The 22833-nt window shown below is 70.2% G+C and carries 22 protein-coding genes; 16 read left to right on the forward strand and 6 right to left on the reverse strand.

All coding sequences use genetic code 11. The features are described from left to right. Nucleotides 1-146: 146 nt before the first annotated feature. Nucleotides 147-887: a FadR/GntR family transcriptional regulator gene (locus ACWEOE_RS02505; RefSeq protein WP_452002809.1), complete on the reverse strand. Its 741-nt coding sequence runs from the start codon at nucleotides 885-887 to the stop codon at nucleotides 147-149. A 102-nt stretch (nucleotides 888-989) separates the two neighbouring features. Between ACWEOE_RS02505 and ACWEOE_RS02510 the strand changes: the two genes are divergently transcribed. From ACWEOE_RS02510 to ACWEOE_RS02545, 8 genes are read left to right on the forward strand one after another with little or no spacing between them, the layout of a single operon-like run. Then, on the forward strand, nucleotides 990-2480 hold the full coding sequence (locus ACWEOE_RS02510; protein ID WP_452002812.1) for an ABC transporter substrate-binding protein: 1491 nt from the start codon (nucleotides 990-992) through the stop codon (nucleotides 2478-2480). Continuing rightward, nucleotides 2477-3421 (forward strand): ABC transporter permease, encoded by a 945-nt coding sequence (locus ACWEOE_RS02515; protein ID WP_452002814.1) that lies wholly within the window; start codon nucleotides 2477-2479, stop codon nucleotides 3419-3421. Before ACWEOE_RS02510 ends, ACWEOE_RS02515 begins: the two co-directional genes overlap by 4 nt. Beyond that, entirely contained in the window at nucleotides 3421-4254 is an 834-nt protein-coding gene (locus ACWEOE_RS02520; RefSeq protein ID WP_452002817.1) for an ABC transporter permease, read from the forward strand. The genes ACWEOE_RS02515 and ACWEOE_RS02520 overlap by 1 nt, the downstream gene beginning before the upstream one ends. Further along, nucleotides 4251-4985 carry an ABC transporter ATP-binding protein gene (locus ACWEOE_RS02525; protein WP_452002819.1) on the forward strand — a complete coding sequence of 245 codons (735 nt, stop codon included), beginning with the start codon at nucleotides 4251-4253 and terminating at the stop codon, nucleotides 4983-4985. Before ACWEOE_RS02520 ends, ACWEOE_RS02525 begins: the two co-directional genes overlap by 4 nt. Beyond that, nucleotides 4982-5755, forward strand: a complete 774-nt coding sequence (locus ACWEOE_RS02530) for an ABC transporter ATP-binding protein (RefSeq protein ID WP_452002822.1) — start codon at nucleotides 4982-4984, stop codon at nucleotides 5753-5755. Before ACWEOE_RS02525 ends, ACWEOE_RS02530 begins: the two co-directional genes overlap by 4 nt. Then, nucleotides 5748-7172 (forward strand): aldehyde dehydrogenase family protein, encoded by a 1425-nt coding sequence (locus tag ACWEOE_RS02535; RefSeq protein WP_452002825.1) that lies wholly within the window; start codon nucleotides 5748-5750, stop codon nucleotides 7170-7172. Before ACWEOE_RS02530 ends, ACWEOE_RS02535 begins: the two co-directional genes overlap by 8 nt. Beyond that, nucleotides 7169-7927 (forward strand): SDR family NAD(P)-dependent oxidoreductase, encoded by a 759-nt coding sequence (locus ACWEOE_RS02540; RefSeq protein ID WP_452002828.1) that lies wholly within the window; start codon nucleotides 7169-7171, stop codon nucleotides 7925-7927. Before ACWEOE_RS02535 ends, ACWEOE_RS02540 begins: the two co-directional genes overlap by 4 nt. A gap of 27 nt (nucleotides 7928-7954) precedes the next feature. Continuing rightward, on the forward strand, nucleotides 7955-9337 hold the full coding sequence (locus ACWEOE_RS02545; protein ID WP_452002830.1) for an amidase: 1383 nt from the start codon (nucleotides 7955-7957) through the stop codon (nucleotides 9335-9337). On the opposite strand, the gene ACWEOE_RS02550 is transcribed toward ACWEOE_RS02545, so the two are convergent. Continuing rightward, the gene (locus ACWEOE_RS02550) at nucleotides 9330-10184 is read right to left on the reverse strand and encodes an HpcH/HpaI aldolase/citrate lyase family protein (protein ID WP_452002833.1); all 855 of its coding nucleotides are present in this window, start codon (nucleotides 10182-10184) and stop codon (nucleotides 9330-9332) included. The genes ACWEOE_RS02545 and ACWEOE_RS02550 overlap by 8 nt on opposite strands. Nucleotides 10185-10599: 415 nt before the next feature. Here ACWEOE_RS02550 and ACWEOE_RS02555 point away from each other — a divergent pair, with 415 nt between their 5' ends. From ACWEOE_RS02555 to ACWEOE_RS02565, 3 genes are read left to right on the forward strand one after another with little or no spacing between them, the layout of a single operon-like run. Next, nucleotides 10600-11253, forward strand: coding sequence for a hypothetical protein (locus tag ACWEOE_RS02555; RefSeq protein WP_452002836.1), 654 nt, complete (start codon nucleotides 10600-10602; stop codon nucleotides 11251-11253). A 41-nt stretch (nucleotides 11254-11294) separates the two neighbouring features. Further along, complete coding sequence (locus ACWEOE_RS02560; RefSeq protein ID WP_452002838.1) at nucleotides 11295-11945, forward strand: NAD(P)H-binding protein; 651 nt, start codon at nucleotides 11295-11297, stop codon at nucleotides 11943-11945. 58 nt (nucleotides 11946-12003) lie between these two features. Continuing rightward, nucleotides 12004-12948, forward strand: coding sequence for a ribose-phosphate diphosphokinase (locus ACWEOE_RS02565; protein WP_452002841.1), 945 nt, complete (start codon nucleotides 12004-12006; stop codon nucleotides 12946-12948). On the opposite strand, the gene ACWEOE_RS02570 is transcribed toward ACWEOE_RS02565, so the two are convergent. Next, entirely contained in the window at nucleotides 12945-14249 is a 1305-nt protein-coding gene (locus ACWEOE_RS02570; protein WP_452002844.1) for a D-arabinono-1,4-lactone oxidase, read from the reverse strand. The genes ACWEOE_RS02565 and ACWEOE_RS02570 overlap by 4 nt on opposite strands. 61 nt (nucleotides 14250-14310) lie before the next feature. Between ACWEOE_RS02570 and ACWEOE_RS02575 the strand changes: the two genes are divergently transcribed. The 3 genes from ACWEOE_RS02575 to ACWEOE_RS02585 all read left to right on the forward strand — a co-directional run bounded on the left by ACWEOE_RS02575 (nucleotide 14311) and on the right by ACWEOE_RS02585 (nucleotide 17874). Then, the gene (locus ACWEOE_RS02575; protein ID WP_452002847.1) at nucleotides 14311-15540 is read left to right on the forward strand and encodes an amino acid deaminase/aldolase; all 1230 of its coding nucleotides are present in this window, start codon (nucleotides 14311-14313) and stop codon (nucleotides 15538-15540) included. A 63-nt stretch (nucleotides 15541-15603) separates the two neighbouring features. Beyond that, nucleotides 15604-16665, forward strand: a complete 1062-nt coding sequence (locus ACWEOE_RS02580; RefSeq protein ID WP_452002849.1) for a S1C family serine protease — start codon at nucleotides 15604-15606, stop codon at nucleotides 16663-16665. 369 nt (nucleotides 16666-17034) lie between these two features. Next, on the forward strand, nucleotides 17035-17874 hold the full coding sequence (locus ACWEOE_RS02585) for a MerR family transcriptional regulator (protein ID WP_452002851.1): 840 nt from the start codon (nucleotides 17035-17037) through the stop codon (nucleotides 17872-17874). Here the strand turns inward: ACWEOE_RS02585 and ACWEOE_RS02590 are convergent. Beyond that, nucleotides 17847-18473, reverse strand: coding sequence for a TetR family transcriptional regulator (locus ACWEOE_RS02590; protein ID WP_452002853.1), 627 nt, complete (start codon nucleotides 18471-18473; stop codon nucleotides 17847-17849). The genes ACWEOE_RS02585 and ACWEOE_RS02590 overlap by 28 nt on opposite strands. 174 nt (nucleotides 18474-18647) lie before the next feature. Here ACWEOE_RS02590 and ACWEOE_RS02595 point away from each other — a divergent pair, with 174 nt between their 5' ends. Together ACWEOE_RS02595 and ACWEOE_RS02600 are read left to right on the forward strand one after the other, a co-directional pair. After that, a complete protein-coding gene (locus ACWEOE_RS02595) occupies nucleotides 18648-19979 on the forward strand; it encodes a GH1 family beta-glucosidase (protein WP_452002855.1) in 1332 nt (443 codons plus the stop codon). Further along, entirely contained in the window at nucleotides 19972-21237 is a 1266-nt protein-coding gene (locus ACWEOE_RS02600; RefSeq protein WP_452002858.1) for an MFS transporter, read from the forward strand. Before ACWEOE_RS02595 ends, ACWEOE_RS02600 begins: the two co-directional genes overlap by 8 nt. A gap of 462 nt (nucleotides 21238-21699) precedes the next feature. Here the strand turns inward: ACWEOE_RS02600 and ACWEOE_RS02605 are convergent, their stop codons facing one another. Then, nucleotides 21700-22104, reverse strand: a complete 405-nt coding sequence (locus ACWEOE_RS02605) for a hypothetical protein (protein WP_452002860.1) — start codon at nucleotides 22102-22104, stop codon at nucleotides 21700-21702. A gap of 13 nt (nucleotides 22105-22117) precedes the next feature. After that, nucleotides 22118-22462 carry a hypothetical protein gene (locus ACWEOE_RS02610; RefSeq protein WP_285971254.1) on the reverse strand — a complete coding sequence of 115 codons (345 nt, stop codon included), beginning with the start codon at nucleotides 22460-22462 and terminating at the stop codon, nucleotides 22118-22120. Nucleotides 22463-22833: the final 371 nt, after the last annotated feature.

Here is a 22833-nt window from a genome sequence, read left to right on the forward strand (position 1 = left end):
TCACCTTGATAAAATGGAACGGGGACGCCCCCCTAGAGGAGGGCGGGGGCTGTGCTGTCGGCGGGGGCTGTGCTGTCGGCGGGGGCTGTGCTGTCGGCGGGGGCTGTGCTGTCGGCGGGGGCTGTGCTGTCGGCGGGGGCTGTGGTTCAAAGCAAAGGCTTGAGCAAAGCGCGCTGCTCTTCCGGCACATACTCCGCGTAGTTCTCCCACAACGCCCGCCGCGCCAGGCGGGCCGCCAGGTCGCCGTCGGAGGCGCGCACGGCGTCCAGCACCGAGGCGTGGTGCGCGAGCCAGGACTGCATCAACGCGGTCCGGTCCCGCGCGTGCGAGAGTTTGTCCTCGATCAGCTCCAGCACCACGCCGCGCACCACCTCCGCGCTCACCACCAGCAGCGGGTTGCGCGACGCGCGGGCGATCGTCTCGTGGAAAGCCACGTCGGCGTGGCTGAACTGCTCGAAGCCTTCCTCGGCGCCGGCGCGCATCGAAGTGAGTGCAGCGTCCAAAGCGGACAGATCGTCGTCGGTGCGGAGCTGGGCGGCCAGCAGGTGCGCGGAGCCGTCGAGGACCATGCGGAACTGCAGCAGCTCCGCCAGCCCCACGTGCTCGGCTCGCGCGAGCCGGTGCATGGAGCGGTGCAGAGCCGCCGGAGAAGCGGCCAAAACCTCGGGACCCCGTGGGTCGCCCGGACGCGAGCGGATCAACTCGGCGGCCTGCAGCACGCGCAACGCTTCGCGCACCGTCGAGCGGCCGACGCCGAACTGCGTCATGAGCTCTCGTTCGCCGGGCAGGCGCTCGCCGGGTTTGAGGCGGCCACTGACCACGGCCTCCTCGATCTGCTCCACGATCCGCTCGTAGGCGCGGACCGGGGCCACCGGCTCGAACTTCATCCCTTGACCTCGGCGTCTTGTGGTGCCAACCTGACTCAGGCTACTGGTCTGACCAGTGTACTGGCTTAGTGTAACGGCCGAAGGTCCGTCACAGGAGGCTGAATGAGAGCCCGGCTCCACCTCGCGGCGCTCGCGGTGCTGCTCACGGCGTCCGCCTGCTCGGCCGGGTCCAGCGCGAGCGTGTCGAGCGGTCCCGACACGCTGTCGGTGGGGTTCACGGCCGAGCCGGCGAACTTCGACTTCACGCACGCCGATGGCGCCGCCATCCCGCAGGCCTTGCTCTACAACGTCTACGAGGGCCTGGTGAAGCTCGACGCGCAGGGCCGGATCGTGCCGCTGCTCGCCAAGTCGTGGACCGTGAGCCCCGATCGCAAGACGTACGACTTCCAGCTGCAACCCGGCGTGAAGTTCAGCAACGGCGCACCGTTCACCGCCGCCGACGTGAAGTTCTCGCTGCTGCGCGTGAAAACCGACTGGACGATCTCGATCAAGTCGGCGATGGACGTGGTGGACCACGTGGACGTCGTCTCGCCTGATCACGCGCGCGTGGTGCTCTCGAAACCCAGCAACGGCTGGCTCTTCAGCCTCACCAGCCGGCTCGGCGCCATGTTCAGCCCGACCGGCGTGGCCGACCTGGCGAACAAACCGGTCGGCACCGGCCCGTACGAAGTCGCTTCGCGCCGGCGCGGGGATTCCATCGTGCTCAAGGCGAACCCGGCGTACTGGGGCCGCAAACCCGCGTACTCCACGGTGGTGCTCAAGTACGTCGCCGACCCCACCGCACTCAACAACGCCCTGCTCAGCAACGGCATCGACGTGATCTCCTCGCTCACCTCGGCCGACTCGATCCCGCAGTTCCAGGGCGACGACCGGTTCACCGTCCTGCAGGGCACCACCAACAGCGAGGTCACGCTCGCGTTCAACAACCGGAAAGCGCCGCTGAACGACCCGCGCGTGCGCCAGGCCCTCACCTACGCGATCGACCGCAAAGCCGTGCTGGACCTCGTGTTCAACGGCCGCGGCACGTTGATCGGCAGCATGGTCCCGCCCACGGACCCGTGGTACGAAGACCTGTCGAAGACGTACCCGTACGACCCGGCGAAGGCCAAGCAGCTGCTCGCGCAGGCCGGCGTGCAGAACCTCAACCTGCGGCTGCGGATCCCGAACCTGCCCTACGCCGTGTCGGCCGCGCAGGTGGTGCAGTCGGAGCTGGCCGACGTGGGCGTGTGGACCACGATCGAACCGCTCGACTTCCCCGCCGTGTGGCTCAAGCAGGTGTTCACCGACCACGACTACGACCTGTCGATCATCCAGCACGTGGAAGCTCGCGACATCACGACGTTCGGGAAACCCACGTACTACTGGGGCTACGACGACAAGCGCGTGCAACAGCTGCTGGCCGAGGCCGACAGCGGCACGACGCAGCAGCAGGTCACCGACATGAAGCAGGTCGCGCGCCGGCTCAACACCGACGCGGCCGCCGACTGGTTGTTCTTGTACCCCAACGTGATCGTGGCGAAGAAGAAGGTCACCGGGTTCGCGAAGAACCAGGTCAGCGAGTCGTTCGACCTCACCGGATTGAGGCCCGCATGACGGTGAAGGTGCTCCGGCGCGTGGCGATCCTCGTGGTCAGCCTGTTCGTCGCGTCGATCGTGGTGTTCCTGTTCATGGCCGTGCTCCCGGGCGATCCGGCGCAGGTCGCGCTCGGCGTCAACGCGACGCCCGAGCTGCTGGCCAAGACGCGTGCGGAGTTCGGCATCGACCAGCCGCTGGTCACGCAGTACCTCAACTGGATCGGCGGCGTGCTGCACGGCGACTTCGGCCGCTCGTACGTCACGCGCGAGGCGATCGGCCCCCAGCTGCTCGACCGGCTCGGCGTCACGTTGTGGCTGGTCGGCGCCGGGATGGTGGTGGCGCTGGTGATCGCGGTCCCGGTGGGCGTGTTCGCTGCTGTCCGACACCGCAAACCCAGTGGCGCCACGGTTTCCGGGCTGTCGCAGATCGGCGTGGCGATCCCCGCGTTCCTCGCCGGGATCATCCTCGTGCAGATCTTCGCGGTGCAGCTGCGGTGGCTGCCGAGCGGCGGGTGGACGCCGCCGGACCAGGACGCCGGGCAGTTCGTGCGCGGGCTGATCCTGCCGGCGCTTTCGCTCGGCTTGGTGCAGGGCGCGGTGCTCACGCGCTACGTCCGCTCGGCGGTGCTCGACACACTTGGCCAGGACTACCTGCGCACGGCGCGGTCGAAGGGCCTGCTGCCGGCGCAGGCGTTGCGGCGCCACGGGTTGCGCAACGCGTCGGTGCCCGTGGTCACGGTGCTCGGCCTGCAGCTCGCGACGCTGCTGATCGGCGCGGTCGTGGTGGAGCGCGTGTTCGTGCTGCCGGGGCTGGGCAGCATGCTGCTCGACGCCGTGTCATCGCGGGATCTGTTGACCGTGCAGGGAATCGTGCTGGTGCTGGTGGCGGGGGTGCTGCTGGTGAACTTCGTCGTCGACGTGCTCTACACGGTGCTCGACCCGAGATTGCGGGGTTCGTGATGACCACGCTCGGAGTGCGCACCCGCAGTGGCAACCTGCTCGTCGGCTCGGTGCTGGTCGGGCTCGTGGTGCTGGCCGCGCTCGTGTCGTTCGTCTGGACGCCGTACGACCCGGTGCAGGTCAACGCCCCCGACAAGCTGCTGGGGTTCTCGGCCGAGCACCTCTTCGGCACCGACAAGTTCGGCCGCGACGTGTTCAGCCAGATCATGGTCGGCGCGCGCACCACGCTGTACGTGGGTGTCGTGGCCGTCGGCATCGCCGCGGTGATCGGCACGCCGTTCGGTGTGCTGGCGGGCCTGGCGCCGCGGTGGCTGGGCGAGTTCGTGATGCGCGTGAACGACCTGGTGCTCGCCTTCCCCGCGCTGCTGCTGGCGATCATGTTCGGCGCGGTGTTCGGTGCCGACACGCTCACGGCGATGGTGGCCATCGGCATCGCGACCATCCCGTCGTTCGCGCGGATCGCGCGGTCGGGCACGTTGCAGGTGGGCAGCACCGAGTTCGTGCTCGCGGCGCGCGCGGCCGGGCGCTCGCGCACGAACATCGCGGTGCGGCACGTGCTGCCGAACATCTCGGGCCTGCTGATCGTGCAGTCTTCGGTGTCGTTCGCGATCGCCGTGCTGGCCGAGGCCGCGCTGTCGTTCCTGGGCTTCGGCACGCGCCCACCGACGCCGTCGTGGGGGCGGATGCTGCAGGAGTCGCAGGAGCTGCTGACGATCCACCCGCGGCTCGCGTTGGTGCCCGGCGTCGCGATCGCCGTGGCGGTGCTCGGGTTCAACCTGCTCGGCGACGGCCTGCGAGACCGGCTCGACCCGCGATTGGCGGCGCGCTCATGACTCTCACCGTGGAAGGTCTGCGCGTCGGTGAGCTGGTGCGGGACGTGTCGTTCGAGATCGGCGCGGGCGAACGCGTCGGGCTGATCGGCGAATCGGGATCCGGGAAGTCGCTCACGGCGTTGTCGATCATGGGCCTGCTGCCCGACGAACTACGGGCGACGGGCTCGGTGCGGCTCGACGGCCGGGAGCTGGTGGGCGCGCCGGAACGCGAGCTGTCGCGGCTGCGGGGCAACGGGTTGTCCATGGTGTTCCAGGAGCCGATGACCGCGCTGAACCCGGCGATGCGGGTCGGCCGGCAGGTGACGGAGCCGTTCCGCGCGCACGGTCGGCGCGGGCGTTCGGCCGAGGAGCTGCTGGCGGCCGTCGGGTTGCCGGGCACCGTGCGGGCGTACCCGCACCAGCTCTCCGGCGGGCAGCGGCAGCGCGTGGTGCTCGCGATGGCGCTGGCCAACGAGCCGTCGCTGCTGATCTGCGACGAGCCGACCACGGCGCTCGACGTCACGGTGCAGGCGCAGATCTTGGCGCTGATCAAGGAATCGTTGTCGCCCGAGGCGGCGCTGCTGTTCATCACACACGACCTGGCGGTGGTGGCGTCGGTGTGCGAGCGGGTGCTGGTGATGCTCGACGGCGAGATCGTGGAGCGCGGCTCGACTCGAGACGTGTTGACGGCGCCGAAACACGACTACACAAAAGCGCTGTTGGCTGCGTCAGATCTGGAGGCAGCGCGATGATCGAGGTCCGTGACCTGGTGCGCAGGTATCCACGCCGGAACGTCGACGCGCTGCGGGGCGTGAGCTTCGACGTCGAGGCGGGCCAGCGGTTCGGGATCGTCGGCGAGTCCGGCTCGGGCAAGTCCACACTGGTGCGCTTGCTCGCGGGGCTGGACCGGCCGACGTCGGGCACCGTTTCCTTCGACGGCCGCCGGATCGACAACCTGCCCGAGCGCAAGCTGGGGTTCCTGCGGTCGTCGATGCAGATCGTGTTCCAGGACCCGATGGGTTCGCTCGACCCGCGGATGCGCGTGCGGGACATCATTTCCGAGCCGCTCGGCCGGCGTTCGCCGTTGCGGGTGGCGGAGCTGCTGGAGGCCGTCGGTCTGCCCGCCGACGCCGCTCTGCGTTACCCGCACCAGTTCTCCGGCGGCCAGCGGCAGCGGATCTCGATCGCGCGGGCGCTGGCGCCGAACCCGAAGGTGCTGCTGGCCGACGAGCCGGTGAGCGCGCTGGACGTGTCGGTGCGCAAGCAGATCCTCGATCTGCTGGCCCGGTTGGTCGACGAGTTTTCGCTCACGTTGGTGTTCGTCTCGCACGACCTCGGCGTGGTGCGGCACGTGTGCGACCGCGTCGCCGTGATGCGGCGCGGGGAGGTGGTGGAGCTCGGCGCGGTCGAGGAGGTCTACGGGACGCCGAAGCACGAATACACCCGGGAACTGCTGGCGGCCGCGCCCAACCTGCGTGCCGAGCTGGCCCGGCTGAGCGGAGGGAGTGCGGACGATGCCTGACTACCCGCAGGGGCTGCCGATCGGCGCCGGCTGGGTGTCTACAGAGGACACCACGGAGATCGTTTTCCCGTACGACGGCAGTGTGGTCGGGGTGGCGCCCGTCGGCACCGCGGCGCTGGCGAAGCGGGCGATCGACGAGGCGGTGGCGGTCGCGCGTGAGGTGGCGGCGCTGCCTTCGCGGACGCGGCGGACCTTGCTGAACGACGTGGCCGGCGCGTTGCGCTCGCGGCGCGAGGAGTTCGAACAGCTGCTGGTGCTGGAGACCGGCAAGCCGCTGGTCGACTGCCGGGTGGAGGTCGCGCGCTCGATCGTCACGTGGGAAGCCGCGGCCGAAGAGGTGTCGCGCCTGCACGGCGAGACGGTGCCGCTGGACCTGCTCCCTTCCGGCGACGGCCTCGTCGGCTTCTGGAAGCGCAAGCCGATCGGCGTGGTGGTCGGGATCGCCGGGTTCAACTACCCGGTGCTGCTGGCGTCGCACAAGATCGCGCCGGCTATCGCGGCCGGCTGCCCGGTGGTGGTGAAGCCGGCGCCGCAGACGCCGCTCGCGACGCTGTGGCTGGTGCACCTCGTGCGTTCGGCCGCGCCCCTGCCGGCGATGGTGCAGCTGGTGACGGGTGACGCTTCAGTCGGCTCGGCGCTGGTCACCGACCGCCGCGTCGGCGCGGTCTCCTTCACCGGCTCGGCCGCCGTCGGCCACCGCATCGCCCGCGACGCAGCCCCGACGAAAACGCTGCTCGAGCTCGGTTCCAACGCCGCACTGGTCGTTGCGGAAGACGCCGACCTCGACGCGGCCGCCGACGCCGTGCTGCGCGGCGGGTTCTACGCGTCGGGCCAGGCGTGCATCTCGGTGCAACGGGTGCTCGTCGTTGCTTCGGCAGCGGAGGAGTTCACCGCGAAAGTGGTGGCGCGCCTCGGTGAAGTGACCGTCGGCGACCCGCGGCTCGACACCACGCGCGTGTCGAAGCTGATCGACCGGCGCTCCACCGAGCGCGTCCACGACTGGGTCGGCAAAGCGATCGCCGCGGGCGCACGTCTGCTGGTCGGCGGTTCGCTGCGCGACGGTGTCCTGGAGCCCACCGTGCTCGCCGACGTCCCCGATGGCACCCAGTGCTGGGACGAGGAGATCTTCGGCCCCGTCGTCTGCCTGCGCACGGTGTCCGATGTGGACGCCGCGTTCGAGGCGGTCAACGCGTCGCGCTACGGCCTGCACGCCAGCGTCTACAGCCGGTCTTTGAACACCGCGTTCCGCGCGCTCGACGAGCTCGACGTCGGTGGTGTCGTCGTGAACGAGGTCCCCGGCTTCCGATCCGACACCATGCCCTACGGCGGCGTGAAGGACTCAGGCATCGGCCGCGAGGGGCCGCGCTTCGCCGTGGAAGAACTGACCGTGACGAGGATGGCGGTGCTGCGCCCGTGACGTACGAAAACCTGTTCCGCCTCGACGGCCGCCGCGCCGTGGTGCTCGGTGGTGGCTCCGGCATCGGCCGGGAAGCCGCGCGCGCGTTGGCCGCGCACGGCGCGCACGTGATCTGCGCCGACCGTGACGTGGCCGCCGCGCGCGAGACCGGTGTGGCCGAGGCGTACGAGATCGACCTGCTGGAACCGGGCGCCGTCGAGCAGGCGGCTTCGGAGCTCGGTGAGCTCGACGCCGTGGTCCTCACCGCCGGCGTCAACGTGCGCAAGCGCTTGCTCGACTACACCCGCGAGGAGTTCGACCGCGTCGTCGCGCTGAACCTCGGCGTCGCGTTCGAGGTGGTGCGCGCGTTCGGCCGGCCGATGGTCGAGCGCGGCCGCGGCAGCATCATCGGCTTTTCGTCGATCCGCGGCACCACCGTCGAGCCGGGCCAGGGCCCGTATGCGGCGACAAAAGCCGGGTTGGTGCAGCTGTTGCGCACGGCCGCCGCGGAGTTCGGGCCGGCGGGCGTGCGCGTGAACGCCATCGCGCCGGGTGTCGTCGAGACGCCGCTGACCGCGCAGATCAAGGCGCGCCCGGACTGGTACGACGCCTACGCCACCAAGGGCGCCCTCGGCCGCTGGGCGCGCGCCGACGAGCTGGCCGGCGCCGTGGTGTACCTCGCGTCCGACGCTTCGACGTTCGTGACCGGGTCCGTGCTGGCCGTCGACGGGGGCTGGACCGCCGTCGACGGGCGGTTCGAACCACCCGCTTCGTGACCGAGCTTCGTGAGCAAGGAGGCAACGATGGAGCTGGCCGATCTGACCGCGATGGACCTCGTCGCGGGTTACCGCGCAGGCACCGTGTCGCCCGTCGAGGCGACCGAGGCCGTCCTCGCCCGCATCGACGAGCGCGAGCCGCAGCTACACGCTCTGTATGCGTACGACGCCGCTTCGGCCCGCGCCGCCGCGAAGGAGTCCGAAGCCCGCTGGCACGCTGGTGACCCCCTGGGTCCGATCGACGGCGTTCCCTTGACGCTGAAGGAAAACATCGCCACCCGCGGCACGCCCGTCCCGCTCGGCACCGCCGCGACGGCGCTCACCCCGGCCACCACCGACGCCCCCGCCGCCGCACGCGTGCGTGAGTCCGGCGCCGTGCTGCTGGCCAAAACGACCATGCCCGACTACGGCATGCTCACCTCGGGCCTGTCCAGTTTCCACGACTCGGCGCGCAACCCCTGGGACCTCACCCGCACCCCAGGCGGCTCGAGCGCCGGCGCCGCCGCGGCCGCCGCCGCGGGCTACGGCCCCCTCCACGTCGGCACCGACATCGGCGGCTCCATCCGCCTGCCCGCGGGCTGGTGCGGCCTCGTCGGCCTGAAGCCGAGCTTCGGCCGCGTGCCGGTGGACCCGCCGTTTCTCGGCCGCGTCGCGGGCCCGCTGACCCGGACCGTCGCCGACACGGCGCTGCTGATGAGTGTGCTGTCGGCGCCGGATCGCCGCGACCACCTCAGCCTCCCGCCGTCGTCGCTCGACTGGGACGCGCTCGACTCGTCCTTGCGCGGCCTGCGCGTCGGCCTCCACCTCGACCCGGGCGCCGGGCTTCCCGTCGATCCGGAGATCCTCGCGGCCGCCACCGCCGCGGCCCAGGTCTTCGAGGCCGCGGGCGCCGTCGTCACGCCCGTCGCCCCGTTCCTCACGCGCGAACTGCTCGACGGCTTGGATGTGTTCTGGCGCGTCCGCGCGTGGTCCGACCTGGAAGCACTGCCCGAAGACCGCCGCGCCCAGGTGCTCCCGTACATCGCCACCTGGGCGTCGGGCGGTGCCCAGGTGTCCGGATTGGACACCTACCGCGGCTTCGCCTGCATCGACCGCATGAGCGTCGCCGCCCTGACCGCCACGGCCCCGTACGACCTCGTGCTCTCCCCGACCTGCCCCGTCGCGGCCCCGCCCTTCGACCACGCCTCCCCGACGAACGACCCGCAGCGCCCCTTCGAGCACATCGCCTTCACGGTGCCGTACAACATGTCGGGCCAGCCCGCGGTGTCCCTGAACTGCGGCTACACGAGCGCCGGCGTCCCGATCGGCCTGCAGCTCGCCGGCCCGCGCTTCGCCGACGTCGAGGTCCTTCGCGCGGCTGCGGCGTACGAACGGTTGCGTCCGGAGCAACGCCCCTGGCCGGTCAGCTGACGGCGTCGGCCATCGCCAGCACGCGCTGTGCCTGCTCCACGTGCAGGTTCTCCACCATCCGCCCATCCACCGTCACCACACCGCGGCCGGCGGCGCGCGCCTCGTCGAACGCCGTGATCACGCGGCGCGCGTGGTCGATCTCCTCGGCGGACGGGGCGAAGATCCGGTTGCACGGTTCGAGCTGCGCCGGGTGGATCAGCGTCTTGCCGTCGAAGCCGAAGTCGCGGGCCTGGCGGCATTCCGCCTCGAAACCGGCGGTGTCCTTCACGTCGTTGTAGACGCCGTCGAGGACAGCCTTGCCCGTCGCGCGGGCGGCGAGGACGGCGGTGGACAGCGAGGCCAGCAGGGGAGCGCGCCCCGGGACGAAGGCGGCGTGCAGTTCCTTCGCCAGGTCGTTCGTACCCAGCACGAGCACCGTGAGCCGCTCGGACGCGGCCGCGATCTCCGCCGCGTGCAGGATCGCGACGGGTGTCTCCAGCATCGCCCAGATCTTCGTCGACGCAGGCGCGCCGCCGAGCTCCAGGGCGCGCTCGATGGCGTGCACCTCGCTCGCGGAGTTCACCTTCGGCACCACGACGGCGGCAGGGCCGGCGGCCGCGGCGGCGCGCAGGTCGGCGTCGTGCCATTCGGTGTCCAGGCCGTTTACGCGGATGGCCACCTCGCGGGAGCCGTAGTCGCCGAGCGCGGCGCACACGCGGTCGCGCGCGGCTTCCTTCGCGTCCGGGGCCACGGCGTCCTCGAGGTCCAGGACGAGAGCGTCGGCCGGCAGCGTCCGGGCCTTCTCGAGCGCGCGCTCGTTGGCGCCGGGCATGTAGAGCACCGAACGGCGGGGGCGGACCTGCGTCATGCTCGCTCCTCTCCTCGACAGTCGCGTAACCCTATTCCGGCCCCCCGCGGCCTCGCTGCGGCGAAGGTCACCGCCAACCGGGTGACGCCTCCGACCTGCGACGTCCACAGTGGAACCCCAGCTCGGTTGCGCCGAACGGCGTAACGAGCTGGACCCTTTGCCACGTGGGCGTTCCGGGCTGCGGGTAGTCGTTCGTAGGCGGTGCGTTACGCCACTCACCTCCGGCTCACTCGGTTGGCCGCACCGTCGGGCCGAAGTCCGCCGACCGCCCACCGACCGGTCACCGACCGCTGAGCGCCGCCGATCGCAGCCACTCGCGTTACGTGAAGACCCCGTGCCGCCGCACTGGTACTCAAGTCATGTGCCGGTTTTACGAGGCACGCAGGGGTACAGGTTGTTGAAGGAGGCGGAACTCGTGGCGGCTACACCTCAGAACACCGAGCGCTCGACGGTCGCCGGTGGCGCGAAGCGCAGCCGGTCGATGCCGAGCCGGGTGGTGCCGCCGATCGAGCTCCCCGCGAGCGTTGACGAGCTGGCGCGCAAGGCCGCGGCCCTGCTGGGCTGGAACGGCGTTGTGCTGCCCGAGGCGACCCTGCTCGGCCGCAAGGTCAGCATCGTCGCCCGGCTTCGCACCGACGTGCACGCGGAGCGGATCGCGATGGGTGTCGGTCCCGTCGCCGATCGCGCCACCGTCGACACCTGGACCTGGCCAGAGCTGGCCGCGACCGCACCCGCGCCGGCCGCCGAGATCATCGGCGTCCTCGCGGTCGCACGGCACTGGCGGACCGCGATGGCCTCCGCGGTTCCGTTCGCACGTTACGGCGAGGCCGCGATGGTGCTCCCATCGCCTGCCGTACTGACGGAAGACTACGTGGCGAATTGCCTGCCGCGCGCCCGCGCGTACGGGCTCGCCATCGCCACCGCCGACCCCCACGCCCAGGTCGACCTCGACCTCGAGGGCCGCAGCGAGCGCATCCTCCTCGCCGAGGACCCGGTGTCGCGCTGGGTCAACGAGATGGCGTACGGCCAGCTGCTGCGCACCGCCGAGGTCCCCGCCGACGTCGACTGACCGACCTGCGCGGGCCGCCCGACCGGACTACCGTCGGGACCATGCGAGTCGTCATTGCCGGTGGACACGGTCAGATCGCCCTTCGTCTCGAGAAACTGCTGGCCGAGCGGGGTGATCAGCCCGTCGGGATCGTGCGCAACCCCGACCACGAAGGCGACCTGCTGGCCGCCGGAGCGGTGACCGTGGTGCTCGATCTGGAGCAGTCCGATGTGGACGCGGTCGCCGACGTGCTCCGCGGAGCCGACGCCGCGGTGTTCGCCGCGGGGGCCGGCCCGGGCAGCGGCGAGGCTCGCAAGGACACCGTCGACCGCGCCGCCGCCGCGTTGTTCGCCGACGCTGCCGAGCGCGCGGGCGTCCGCCGGTTCGTCCAGATCGGGTCGATGGGCGCCGACAATCCCGACGCACCGGGTCTCGACCCCGTTTTCCGCGCCTACCTGCAGGCGAAGGCCGCGGCCGAGGAAGACCTGAAGGCCCGTGACCTCGACTGGACGATCCTGCGGCCCGGCCAGCTGACCAACGATTCCGGCACCGGCAACGTCAAGCTCGCCCCCAAGACCGGCCGCGCCAAGGTGCCACGCGAAGACGTCGCCGCCGTGGTCGTCGCCCTGCTCGACGCACCGGCCACCGCGCGGCGCACGCTTGAGCTCATCTCGGGCGGGGACACGATCGAAGACGCGATCTCGGCGCTCTGACCTGCACGTCTAGGATCGGGTCCGTACCCACCGGACCACAGAGACGGGGATTGTTTCCTTGCGGGACATCGCGGTTTTCAGCGGCAGTGCTCATCCCGAACTGGCAGCGGAGATCTGCACCCACCTCGGCGTGCCGCTGCTGCCGACGCAGGTCGACCGCTTCGCCAACGACTGCCTCCAGGTGCAGCTGCAGGCCAACTGCCGCGAGCGCGACGTCTTCATCATCCAGCCACTGGTGAAGCCGGTGCAGGAACACCTCGTCGAGCTGCTGCTGATGCTCGACGCCGCACGTGGCGCGTCGGCCGCGCGCATCACCGCGGTGATGCCGCACTACGCGTACGCGCGCTCGGACAAGAAGGACGCGCCGCGCATCTCCATCGGCGGCCGGCTCGTGGCCGACCTCATGGTCACGGCCGGGGCCGACCGCGTGCTCGCGATGACGCTGCACTCGCCGCAGGTCCACGGCTTCTTCTCGGTGCCCGTCGACCACCTGCACGCGCTGCACGAGCTGGCCCGCCACTTCCGCCAGTACGACCTGTCCAACGCCACCGTCGTATCGCCCGACCTGGGCAACGCGAAGGAAGCGGCGCACTTCGCGCGACTTCTCGGCGCGCGCGTCGCTTCGGGCACGAAGCAGCGCTACGCCGACGACCGCGTGGAGATCACGTCGGTGATCGGTGACATCACCGGCCGCGACGTGATCGTGCTCGACGACGAAATCGCGCGCGGCAGCACCGTGCTGGAGCTGCTCGACCGGCTGCGTGAGCTGAAGCCGCGCACGATCCGCGTCGCCTGTACCCACGGGTTGTTCGCGGACAAGGCGATCAACCGCATCGGCAGCCAGGAAGACGTGCTGGAGATCGTCTGCACCAACACCGTGCCGGTCGCGGTCGAGGAACGCAGCGACAAGCTGAAGATCCTGTCGATCGCGCCGGCGATGGCCGAAGCGATGCGCCGCATCCACAACGGTGAATCGGTCAGCTCGCTGTTCGAACCGGCCTAAACGGTGCCGAGGACCCGGTCGAGGTACGTGTTCGTGAACGTCCCGGCCGGGTCGCACGCCTTGCGCACGCGCAGGAAATCGTCGAAGTGCGGGTAGCGCGTGCGCAGGGTGTGGGAGTCGAGGTCGTGCATCTTGCCCCAGTGCGGGCGGCCGCCGACCTGGGCGCAGATCGCCTCGAAGCCCGCGAAGTACTCGCGGTAGGGCATGCCGACGTACTGGTGGATCGCGATGTAGGCCGAGTCTCGGCCGTTCGCGGTGGAGAGCCAGACGTCGTCGGCCGCGGCCACGCGCACCTCGACCGGGAACATCACCGGGTTCTCGAGGCGCGGCACGAGCGCCCGCAGCTCGGCGAGCACGTCGAGCAGTGATTCACGTGGAACCGCGTATTCTGTCTCGACGAACCGCACGCCGCGGTGCGTTACGAACACGCGGTGCGAGAGGTCGCTGTAGTCGCGCGCGGAGAGCACCTGCGCCGCGAACCCGCCGAGCGGCTGCACGAGCTTCGGCACAGCGCGGCCGAGCCGGCAGATGCCGCCGAACGCGACGTTCTCCGTGAGCTCGTAGTCCACGAACTGGCGCAGCTTCGAAAGCGGCTTGCGTTCGGTGCCGAGGGGCTGGCGGTTGTTGCGCTTGACCAGGGCGTTCTTGCCGTAGGGGAACCAGTAGAACTCGAAGTGGTCACACGCGGCGGCGAACTCGTCGAAACCTTCGAGCACCTGCTCCAGCGGCTCGGGGCGTTCCTGCGCGGCCAACACGAACGAAGGTTCACACTGCAGGGTGACGGTGGTGATCACGCCGAGGGCCCCGAGGCCGACGCGGGCAGCGTTGAACAGGTCCGGGCGTTCGTCGGCGGAGCAGGTGACCACGGAGCCGTCGGCGAGCACGAGCTGCAGGCCGGCGATCTGCGTGGCGATGCCGCCGAAGCGTGCGCCCGTGCCGTGGGTGCCGGTGGAAATCGCGCCGGCGATGGTCTGTGCGTCGATGTCGCCGAGATTCGTCATGGCGAGACCGAGGGCGTCGAGCTCGGCGTTGAGCTGCTTGATCGTGGTGCCGGCGCGCACGGTCACCTGGTGGGTTTCGAGGTCGGCGCTCTCGATCCCGGTCCAGCGGGTGAGGTCGAGTGCGTCGCTCTCCGCGACGGCGATGGCGGTGAACGAGTGTCCGCTGCCCCAGGGCCGCACCTGGCGGCCGGCTTCGGAGATGGTGCTGACGACTTCGGCGATCTCGGTCGTGGTCCTGGGCCGGTGCACCCGCTGCGGGGAGGCCTTCGCGGTGCCGGCCCAGTTGCTCCACGGAGTCATGCGTGCACCTTGTCGTCGCTGAACAGAGTGTCCTTACGTTAGATGGTGGAACAGTAAGTGAATGAGATTCGCGTTTCAAGCGTTGTTGTCGTACCGTAAGTCCGTGACCACCTCTCCGAACGGCTACGACCTCGCGACGAAGGACCTCGATCCGCCCTTCGCGATCGTCGACCTGGACGCGTTCGACGCGAACGCCGACGACCTCCTGCGTCGTGCCGGCGGAAAGCCGATCCGGGTGGTCAGCAAGTCGGTGCGGTGCCGCTACCTGCTGGAGCGCGTGCTTTCCCGCGACGGCTTCGAGGGCTTGATGTGCTACTCGCTCGCCGAGGCCGTGTGGCACGTCGAACAGGGGACCACGCGCGACATCGTCGTGGCCTACCCGACGGCCGACCACGAGGCACTGCGCCGCCTCGCCGCGTCGGCGGAAGCTCGTGCGGCCATCACGATCATGGTCGACTCGCCCGAGCACCTGGACCTCGTCGACGCCGCGCTCGGCCATGGCCACCCGGACATCCGCGTGTGCCTGGAGCTCGACGCGTCGTGGCGACCGCTGCCCGGCGTCCACGTCGGCACGCGGCGTTCGCCGTTGTTCACCGTGAAACAAGCGGTGTCGTTCGCCCGCGTGATCGCGGACCGCCCCGGCTTCGTCCTGAAAGGACTGATGGCCTACGAAGGCCAGATCGCGGGCCTCGGCGACGCGGCCGGCGGCGGCGTCTCGAACTCCGTGATCGGCTGGATGCAGCGCCGCTCGGCCGCCGAGATCTCGCGCCGCCGCGGTGCGGTGGTCCGCGCCGTCCGTGACCTCGCCGACCTGGAGTTCGTGAACGGCGGCGGCACCGGCAGCATCGAAACGACCGGCGCGGAACCCGCCGTCACCGAAATCGCCGCCGGCTCGGGCCTGGTCGCGCCGACGTTGTTCGACGGCTACTCCCGCTTCCACCCGCGCCCGGCCGCGCTGTTCGCCCTGCCGGTGGTCCGCCGCCCGGCCCGCGACGTCGCCACGCTGTTCGCCGGCGGCTACATCGCCTCCGGACCGGCGGGCGCCTCCCGCGTCCCTTCGCCCTACCTTCCGGCGGGCCTCAAGCTCCTCGGTTTCGAAGGTGCCGGGGAGGTCCAAACCCCCGTGACCGGCGCCGCCGCGCGCGACCTTCGGCTGGGCGACCGCGTCTGGCTCCGCCACGCCAAGGCCGGCGAGCTCGCCGAACGCTTCGACGCCTACCACCTCCTGCGCGGCGACCAGCTCGACCGCACCGTGCCGACGTACCGCGGTGAACACAAGAACTTCGGCTGACATACCTCACCCGGCGCGGATGAAGACCGCCGCGGCGAACCCGGCCGACAATCCGATCTGCTCATGTCACCGCACATCGACGGATCGGGGAAGCGCGCCGTGCACTTCAAGCACGCCACGATGCGATCGCGGCGGGCAGGCGTACTGGTGGCGCTGCTCGCGGCCACCGCCTGCACCGCCGGTCCGGCGCCGCCCGCCGCGCAGATCGGCACCGGCAACCTCGCGGACGTACCGGCCGTCTCGGCCCGGGTGCTCCCCAGCGTCGTCAAGGTCCTCACCCCCGGCGGCAACGGCAGCGGCGTCGTCTACTCCGCCGACGGCCTGATCCTCACCAACGAACACGTCGTCCGCGGCGCCCCGTCGGTCCAGCTCGCCTTCGCCGACGGGCGGCGCTACCCCGCCACGATCAGAGCCGTCGACGCCGTGACCGACCTCGCGCTGCTGCAGACCGACCGCCGCGACCTGCCCGCCGTGCGGTTCCAGCCCAAGCTGCCCGAGATCGGCTCGCTCGCGATTGTGATCGGCAGTCCGCTGGGCTTCGAGAACAGCGTCACCGCGGGGGTGGTCTCCGGGCTGCACCGCGAGATCCCCGGCAGCGCCTCCGAGACCCAGGCCCTGGTCGACCTGCTCCAGACCGACGCCGCCATCAGCCCGGGCAACAGCGGCGGCGCCGTCGTCGACTCCCGGGGCGACGTGATCGGCATCAGCGAGGCCTACATCCCACCCCAGGCCGGCGCCGTCTCCCTCGGCTTCGCGATCCCCGCCGCCACCGCCTCCGACGTCGCCGAACAGCTGCGCACCACCGGCCGCGCCCAACACGCCTACGCCGGCCTCGAACCGTCCGCGATCACCCCCCAGGTCGCCGCCCAGCTCCACCTCCCGACCACCGACGGCGTCATCATCACCGCCACCGCCCCCTCCGGCCCCGCCGCCACGGCCGGCCTCCGCCCCGGCGACCTCATCCTCACCGCCGACGGCCGCCCCACCCGCAGCCCGGAGGACTTCCTGAGCACCCTGCGCCGCCACAACCCCGGCGACACGATCACCCTGACCACCCGCACCACCGACGGCCGGGAATCTCCGACCCGCCTGACTCTGACTGACCGGCCCGCCTTCAGCCGCTGATCCCAGCGGAGACGGGTTCGGCTTCAGGAATCGGCTCATTCGTCGAGACCACACTGCACTGCCCCGCCCAGCGACGATCGCCTGCAACAGCACTTACCCCTCGCCAACGCGCGCGAGACCTTCTCCCGCCACCGCGTACGAGACCTCAACCAAGCCTCAGCAACCGATCAACGCTGCCCCTGGGCCAACCCCGACGGAGACAAACCCCCGCCCACCACGGGGGGACGCCCCGACCCCATTCTACCGGCTCAAGATCGAGCGGAAGCCAAATCGCCCGAGTTGTCCACAGCGGACCCGAGTTGTGGACAACTCCTGTGGACAACCCCTGAGACTTGCGGCTCCCACAGGGGGAGCAGGCATGCTCGCCCCATGGAAAACGACCCAGCCCTGCCGATCGGCGATCTCGCCCGCCAAGCCGGGCTGAGTGTCAAGGCCGTCCGGTACTACTCCGACATCGGCCTCGTCCCCACGGCCGGGCGGGATGCCGCGGGCAGGCGGCAGTACGGCGCGGCCGCAGCGGCCAGGCTCAGCCTGATCAAGATCCTCCGCGAGCTCGGCCTCGGTATCCGGACGATCCGCGCCGTCCTCGAGCGGGAGGCCGAGCTGGCCGAGGTGGCGGGGCGGGAGGTGGAGCGGATCGAGAGCCAGATCAAGGAACTCAGGATGCGCCAGGAAATCTTGCGCGCGATCGCGCGGCGAGGTCTGGAACCGAAGGAGCTGAAGAGCTTGTCCACAAAAGAGCGGCGCAACCTGATCCGTGAATTCCTCGACGCCGTCTTCAGCGAGCTGAGGCCGCGAACGAACGGCCTCGAACGCACTCTCACCCCCGAGCTCCCCGACGACCCCACGCCCGACCAGGTCGGCGCCTGGGCCGAGCTCACCCGGCTCACGAGCGATCCCGAGTTCCGCACCCGCCTGCGCCGGCTTGCCGAGAGACACACCGCAACCAAGGACGTCACGGCCAGGGTCGCCGAGCTCGACCACGAAGGCGACCCCCGCGGCCCCGCAGGCGCGAAAGCCGTCGAAAAGATCAACCCCACGAAAGCAGACCTCACGCGCCTCCAAGAAGCCGACGACCCGAGCCGCGACCGCTACCTGGAGCTACTCGCCACCGTCAACGGCTGGGCCGCCCCCACCCCGCTCGCGCCGAAACTGAAGTGGTTCAGGCAAGCGGCAAGCCATCACTCGCCGAACTTGCTCGCCAGGTAGCCCTTCACCACGTGCTTGGCCTCCGCCACGATGCGCTCGTCGCCCTGGGGGTCGCGGCGGAAGGCGAGCTTGAGCAGGGCGTCGGCGGTTTCGTTGGCGATCGCGATGGCGAAGCGCAGCTCGTCGGCCGGGCGGTCGACCTGCACGCGCAGGATGTCGACCAGCGAGTCGACGATGACGGAGTTGTTGTCGCGCTCCTCGTCGAGCAGCTGGACGTCGATGACGTCACCGAAGTGGACCTTCGAGAAGCCCGGCACTTCACGGTGCATCTGCAGGTAGATGTCGAGCACGGAGTCGACGATGTTCCACCAGTGCTCGGGGTTGAGCTCCTTCAGCCCCTCGTTCACGGCGGCCACGAAGCGCTCCAGGTTGCGCTGCGTCAGCGCTTGCACCACGGCCCGCTTGTCGGGGAAGAACTGGTACAGCGAGCCCACCGCGACGTTCGCGCGTTTGGCGATCAGCGTGGTCGTCAGGGCGTCGTAGCCGAGCTCGTCGATGAGCTGCGCGCTGGCGTCGAGCATCTGCTCCACCCGCTTGGCGCTGCGCTGCTGCACGGGCTTGCGCCTCAGCGGAGTGGTCTCCGCCTGGGTCTCCGGCACTGTCGTTCCTCGGTCCTTCTCGCTGTTCTCCCGCCGGCAGCGGCGGAACCACTCGTCTGATCTGGGACTTTAGCGCCCTTGCGGGCTTCCCCCTGGACGAGTGACGACCTAGCATATGAGAACTTTTCATGTTCACCCGACCGGGTGGCCGGATGAGAAAGGTGCGTTCCGCCGGTGGACTACCCGACCTTCCCGCCCGAATTCCTGTGGGGTGTCTCGACCTCGGCGTTCCAGATCGAAGGCGCCACGACCGAAGCCGGCCGCGGACCGTCCATCTGGGACACCTTCACCGCGACCGACGGCAAGATCGCGCGCGGTGAGGACGCCAAGGTAGCGGCGGACCACTACCACCGCTACTCCGAAGACATCGCCCTGATGGCGGAACTCGGCGTGGGCGCCTACCGGATGTCCATCGCCTGGCCGCGCATCCAGCCCACCGGCACCGGCAAACCCCACGCCGAGGGTCTCGCCTTCTACGACAAGCTCCTCGACGAAGTCTGCGCCGCCGGTATCGCGCCCGCCGTCACGCTCTACCACTGGGACACACCCCAGGCGCTGGAAGACGCGGGCGGCTGGCTCAACCGCGACACCGCGCACCACTTCGCCGAGTACGCGGCCATCCTCGGCGAGCGCTTCGCCGACCGGGTGAAGCTGTGGATCCCGCTCAACGAGCCCATGGTCATGTCGATCTACGGCTACGGCATCGGCGAGTACGCCCCCGGCCGGTTCCTCCTGCTCGACGCCCTCCCGACCGCCCACCACCAGAACCTCGCCCACGGCCTCGCCACCCAGGCGCTGCGGGCCGCGGGCGCCGAGAGCGTCGGCACGGCGAACAACCACTCGCCCGTCTGGGCCGCGGACAACAACGCCACCAACGACAAGGCCGAAGCCGCCAAGACCTGGCTCGACGCCCTGCTCAACCGCACGTTCGCCGACCCGGTTCTGCTCGGCAGCTACCCCGAACAGATCCACCCCCACCTGCCCGAAGGTTTCGAAAACGACCTGCCCACGGTCCACCAGCCGCTCGACTTCTACGGCGTCAACTACTACGAGCCCCAGGGCGTCGCGGCACCCGGCGAGGGGAATCCCCTTCCGTTCGAGCTGCGGCCGGTCGAGGGTTATCCGATGACGACCAACGGCTCGCCGATCGTGCCCCAAGGCCTGCGCGAGCTGCTGCTGTCCTTCCAGGACCGCTATCGGGGGCACTTGCCGCCCGTGTACATCACGGAAAACGGCTGCAGCTTCGCCGACGAACCCGCCGCAGACGGCCAGGTCCACGACCCCGAACGCATCGACTTCCTCCGCGGCCACCTCCAGGCCCTGCGCGAAGCGATGAACGCCGGTGTCGACGTGCGCGGCTACTTCGTCTGGTCGCTGCTAGACAACTTCGAGTGGTCCAAGGGCTACGCATCCCGCTTCGGCCTCGTGCACGTGGACTACGAGACTCAGCGCCGCACGCCCAAGGATTCCTTCTCCTGGTACCGAGAGCTGGTCCGCCATGAGTGACACGACCACCAACCGGCTTCCGGAAGCGCTCGCCGAACCGCTCACCCGAGTGCGGCGGGGCTGGATGAGCCTGCTGTTCTTCGCGAACATTGCCATGTGGCTCGGCATTTACGCCCCGATCCAGGTCCTCCTGCCGCAGCAGGCCGAACTGCTCGACAACGCCAACAAGGAGACGGTTTTCGGCGTGGTCACAGGTGTCGGCGCGGCGGTGGCGCTGGTCGCGAACCCGCTCGTCGGCCTGCTTTCCGACCGCACGATCTCGCGCTTCGGCCGCCGCCACCCGTGGACGGTCCTCGGCGCGGTGCTCGGCGCGGCCGGGCTGCTGGTGCTGGCCGAAGCACCCAACGTCGTCGTGATGACCATCGGTTGGTGCCTGGTCCAAGCCGGCCTCAACGGCATGCTCGGCGCCACGCTCATCTGCGGCGTCGCCGACCGCGTGCCCGTCGGCCAGCGGGCGCAGGTCGGAGGGCTGATCGGCATCGCGCAGATGCTCGGCACGGTGCTCGGTGCCGTGGTGGTCGTGGTGATGCTCGACCTGGCGGGTCTGCCGCTGGGGTACGCGGTGTGCGCGGTGATCGTGCTCGCCGGCGCCGGCGCGTTCGTGCTGCGGACCCCCGACGCCCGCTTGCCGCTGGAGTTCCGGCCCAGCACGAGGCTCAAGCGGTTCGTCGAGGACCTGTGGGTGTCTCCGCGCAAGCACCCGGACTTCGCGTGGGCCTGGGGCTGCCACTTCATGATCAACCTCGGCAACGCGTTCGGCACGCTTTTCCTGCTGTTCTTCCTCAAGGACTCCGTACACTACGCCGACCCGGAAGACGGCCTGCTGATCATGATGGGCCTCTACGGCGTGGCGCTCGTGGTCGGCGCCGTGCTCGCCGGGCACTTCTCCGACAAGTCGGGCCGGCGCAAGCCGTACGTGCTCGCGTCCTCGGCCGTGATGGCGATCGCCGCGCTGCTGCTGGTGGTGTGGCAGACCTGGCCGGCCGCGCTGATCGCGTCGCCGCTGCTGGGCATCGGGTTCGGCGTGTACATGGCCGTCGCGCTCGCGATGCTCACGCAGGTGCTGCCGGTCGCCCAGAACCGGGCGAAGGACCTCGGCGTGGTGAACATCGCCGGTTCGCTGCCGCAGGTCGTGGCGCCACTGCTGACGACGCTGATCCTCAGGTTCCTCGGCGGCTACCCGGCGCTGTTCGGTGCGGCGGCCCTGGCGACCGTGATCGCTGGCCTGCTCGTCACGCGAGTCAAAGCCGTCCGCTGACAAGTCGGCGAAGAATCACGAAGTCCGTGTCGATTATTACCAAACCGACCACAGTCACGGTGGGAAGGGTCGCGTGCCGCGGGGACCGTGCGGTTGAGTGCCCGCCTTCTTTTGGTCCGATTGGTAATCGCGTGTGGTAATCCGACAAACCGCGAACTACGAGAAGTGGAACCGCGGGCCGGTGCCGGTCGGGGGAGGGGAGTGCAACGGCACCGGCCCGCGGAGTTTGTGGTCGTAGCCTGGGCGTTGGCCCGGCTGCGATGATCTTCAACCTAGCGGCGGATTTCGCCGTCCGCTAGATCCTGCGGTGATAATTTTCGATTAATCGCGGTGGGGAGCGGGGTAACCGGGGCTGGTTCGTCTCGCTCGGGGGGACGGACGAACCAGCCCGCGGCTGGGCGAGGGTGCCGGTGCCGGGCCGACCGGGGCAGTCGGGCCCGGCGCTCGCTCGCCTGCTCGGGGTCAGGCCGTGACGGCCCGGGGGTTCACCAGCGCGTGGCGGCCGGTGGTTTCGGCGGGCGTCGCGCGCCGCGCCTGGTTCGGCACGCGGCGACGGCTCGGGTGGCTCTCGTCGTGCGCACGGGCCTGCGGTGCGAGGCCGCCGGCGACGAGGTGCTCGTGGGCCACCTGCCACACCGAGCACGGCGCCTTGCAGCGGTGCCACCGGGTGGAGCAAGTGGGGCAGTCGCCGCGCTCGTCGGGCTCGTGGGCCTGCAGCATCGCCCGCCAGCCTTCGGTCAGGCGCGGCAGTTCGGAGCGGGCCACCGAGACGAGCGACTGGGCGTCGGCGCGGGTCGCCAGGTCGGACAGCATGTCGAGGCGTTCCCAGACCGCGTTGCGGAGGACCTGCCCGAGTACCTGATCCATGATCAGCTCACCGTTACCTTTCCGCCATTTTGGCGGCCTCGTTAAGCGCGGCCCTGAGCTGGCCGAGCTGACCGGACGTCAGGCGAGCGGTCTCGCCGGGGGGCGAGACGACCACGACCTGGTCGTTCTCCACGAACACCGTGACCGCGCGCTCCCGGCTGATGAGGTCGCCGCACTGCACGCGCCACACCAGCTGGCCGCCTTCGTAGTGACGCACACCCGCGGTGCGGGGGTCGGCCGCGGCGGAGGGGGTGACCGGCCGGGTCGCGGTCGCGACTCCCGGCACGCCCGGGGCGGGCCGCAGAGGCCGCATCGCGGTCCCGGCATGTCCTCCTGCGAGCGAGTCAACGAACTCCACTGGCCCTCCACCGCTCTCTCGTCCCGTGTGCACCTTGCGAGATGCACATCCGCGTCGTCGCCTTGCTGCTCCGGTCGGCCGGCGAATCCCCGGCCGGCGGAAGTACTTCCCCCCAGCGGGACCGACGAGCTTCCCGGTCTTCGTAGCTCTCCGTGATCGCTACCGGTGTCCGGGCGGTGACGGAGATCTGACAACTACAGTGAAGTGAAACCGAGTGCGATAGAAGGTCGAAACCGCGTCATAGCGGTGACCGGGCGGGGTTCCACGGTAAGCGGTCAGTGGAGTTCAGCCGGGCCGATCAGACACACTGTCTGCTCGTTTCACACGCTTCTCCAGGTGTGCTTAGTCTGCTTCCGACGCCCAACGGACGG

The sequence above is a fragment of the Amycolatopsis sp. NPDC004368 genome, assembly GCF_053602515.1.

Coding starts and splice junctions, on each gene's coding strand:
- ACWEOE_RS02535 (WP_452002825.1), top strand. CDS start 5,748: ATGCCTGACTACCCGCAGGGGCTGCCGATCGGCGCCGGCTGGGTGTCT.
- ACWEOE_RS02580 (WP_452002849.1), top strand. CDS start 15,604: ATGTCACCGCACATCGACGGATCGGGGAAGCGCGCCGTGCACTTCAAG.
- ACWEOE_RS02560 (WP_452002838.1), top strand. CDS start 11,295: ATGCGAGTCGTCATTGCCGGTGGACACGGTCAGATCGCCCTTCGTCTC.
- ACWEOE_RS02570 (WP_452002844.1), bottom strand. CDS start 14,249: ATGACTCCGTGGAGCAACTGGGCCGGCACCGCGAAGGCCTCCCCGCAG.
- ACWEOE_RS02525 (WP_452002819.1), top strand. CDS start 4,251: ATGACTCTCACCGTGGAAGGTCTGCGCGTCGGTGAGCTGGTGCGGGAC.
- ACWEOE_RS02605 (WP_452002860.1), bottom strand. CDS start 22,104: ATGGATCAGGTACTCGGGCAGGTCCTCCGCAACGCGGTCTGGGAACGC.
- ACWEOE_RS02550 (WP_452002833.1), bottom strand. CDS start 10,184: ATGACGCAGGTCCGCCCCCGCCGTTCGGTGCTCTACATGCCCGGCGCC.
- ACWEOE_RS02530 (WP_452002822.1), top strand. CDS start 4,982: ATGATCGAGGTCCGTGACCTGGTGCGCAGGTATCCACGCCGGAACGTC.
- ACWEOE_RS02545 (WP_452002830.1), top strand. CDS start 7,955: ATGGAGCTGGCCGATCTGACCGCGATGGACCTCGTCGCGGGTTACCGC.
- ACWEOE_RS02510 (WP_452002812.1), top strand. CDS start 990: ATGAGAGCCCGGCTCCACCTCGCGGCGCTCGCGGTGCTGCTCACGGCG.
- ACWEOE_RS02600 (WP_452002858.1), top strand. CDS start 19,972: ATGAGTGACACGACCACCAACCGGCTTCCGGAAGCGCTCGCCGAACCG.
- ACWEOE_RS02520 (WP_452002817.1), top strand. CDS start 3,421: ATGACCACGCTCGGAGTGCGCACCCGCAGTGGCAACCTGCTCGTCGGC.
- ACWEOE_RS02575 (WP_452002847.1), top strand. CDS start 14,311: ATGAGATTCGCGTTTCAAGCGTTGTTGTCGTACCGTAAGTCCGTGACC.
- ACWEOE_RS02505 (WP_452002809.1), bottom strand. CDS start 887: ATGAAGTTCGAGCCGGTGGCCCCGGTCCGCGCCTACGAGCGGATCGTG.
- ACWEOE_RS02515 (WP_452002814.1), top strand. CDS start 2,477: ATGACGGTGAAGGTGCTCCGGCGCGTGGCGATCCTCGTGGTCAGCCTG.
- ACWEOE_RS02585 (WP_452002851.1), top strand. CDS start 17,035: ATGGAAAACGACCCAGCCCTGCCGATCGGCGATCTCGCCCGCCAAGCC.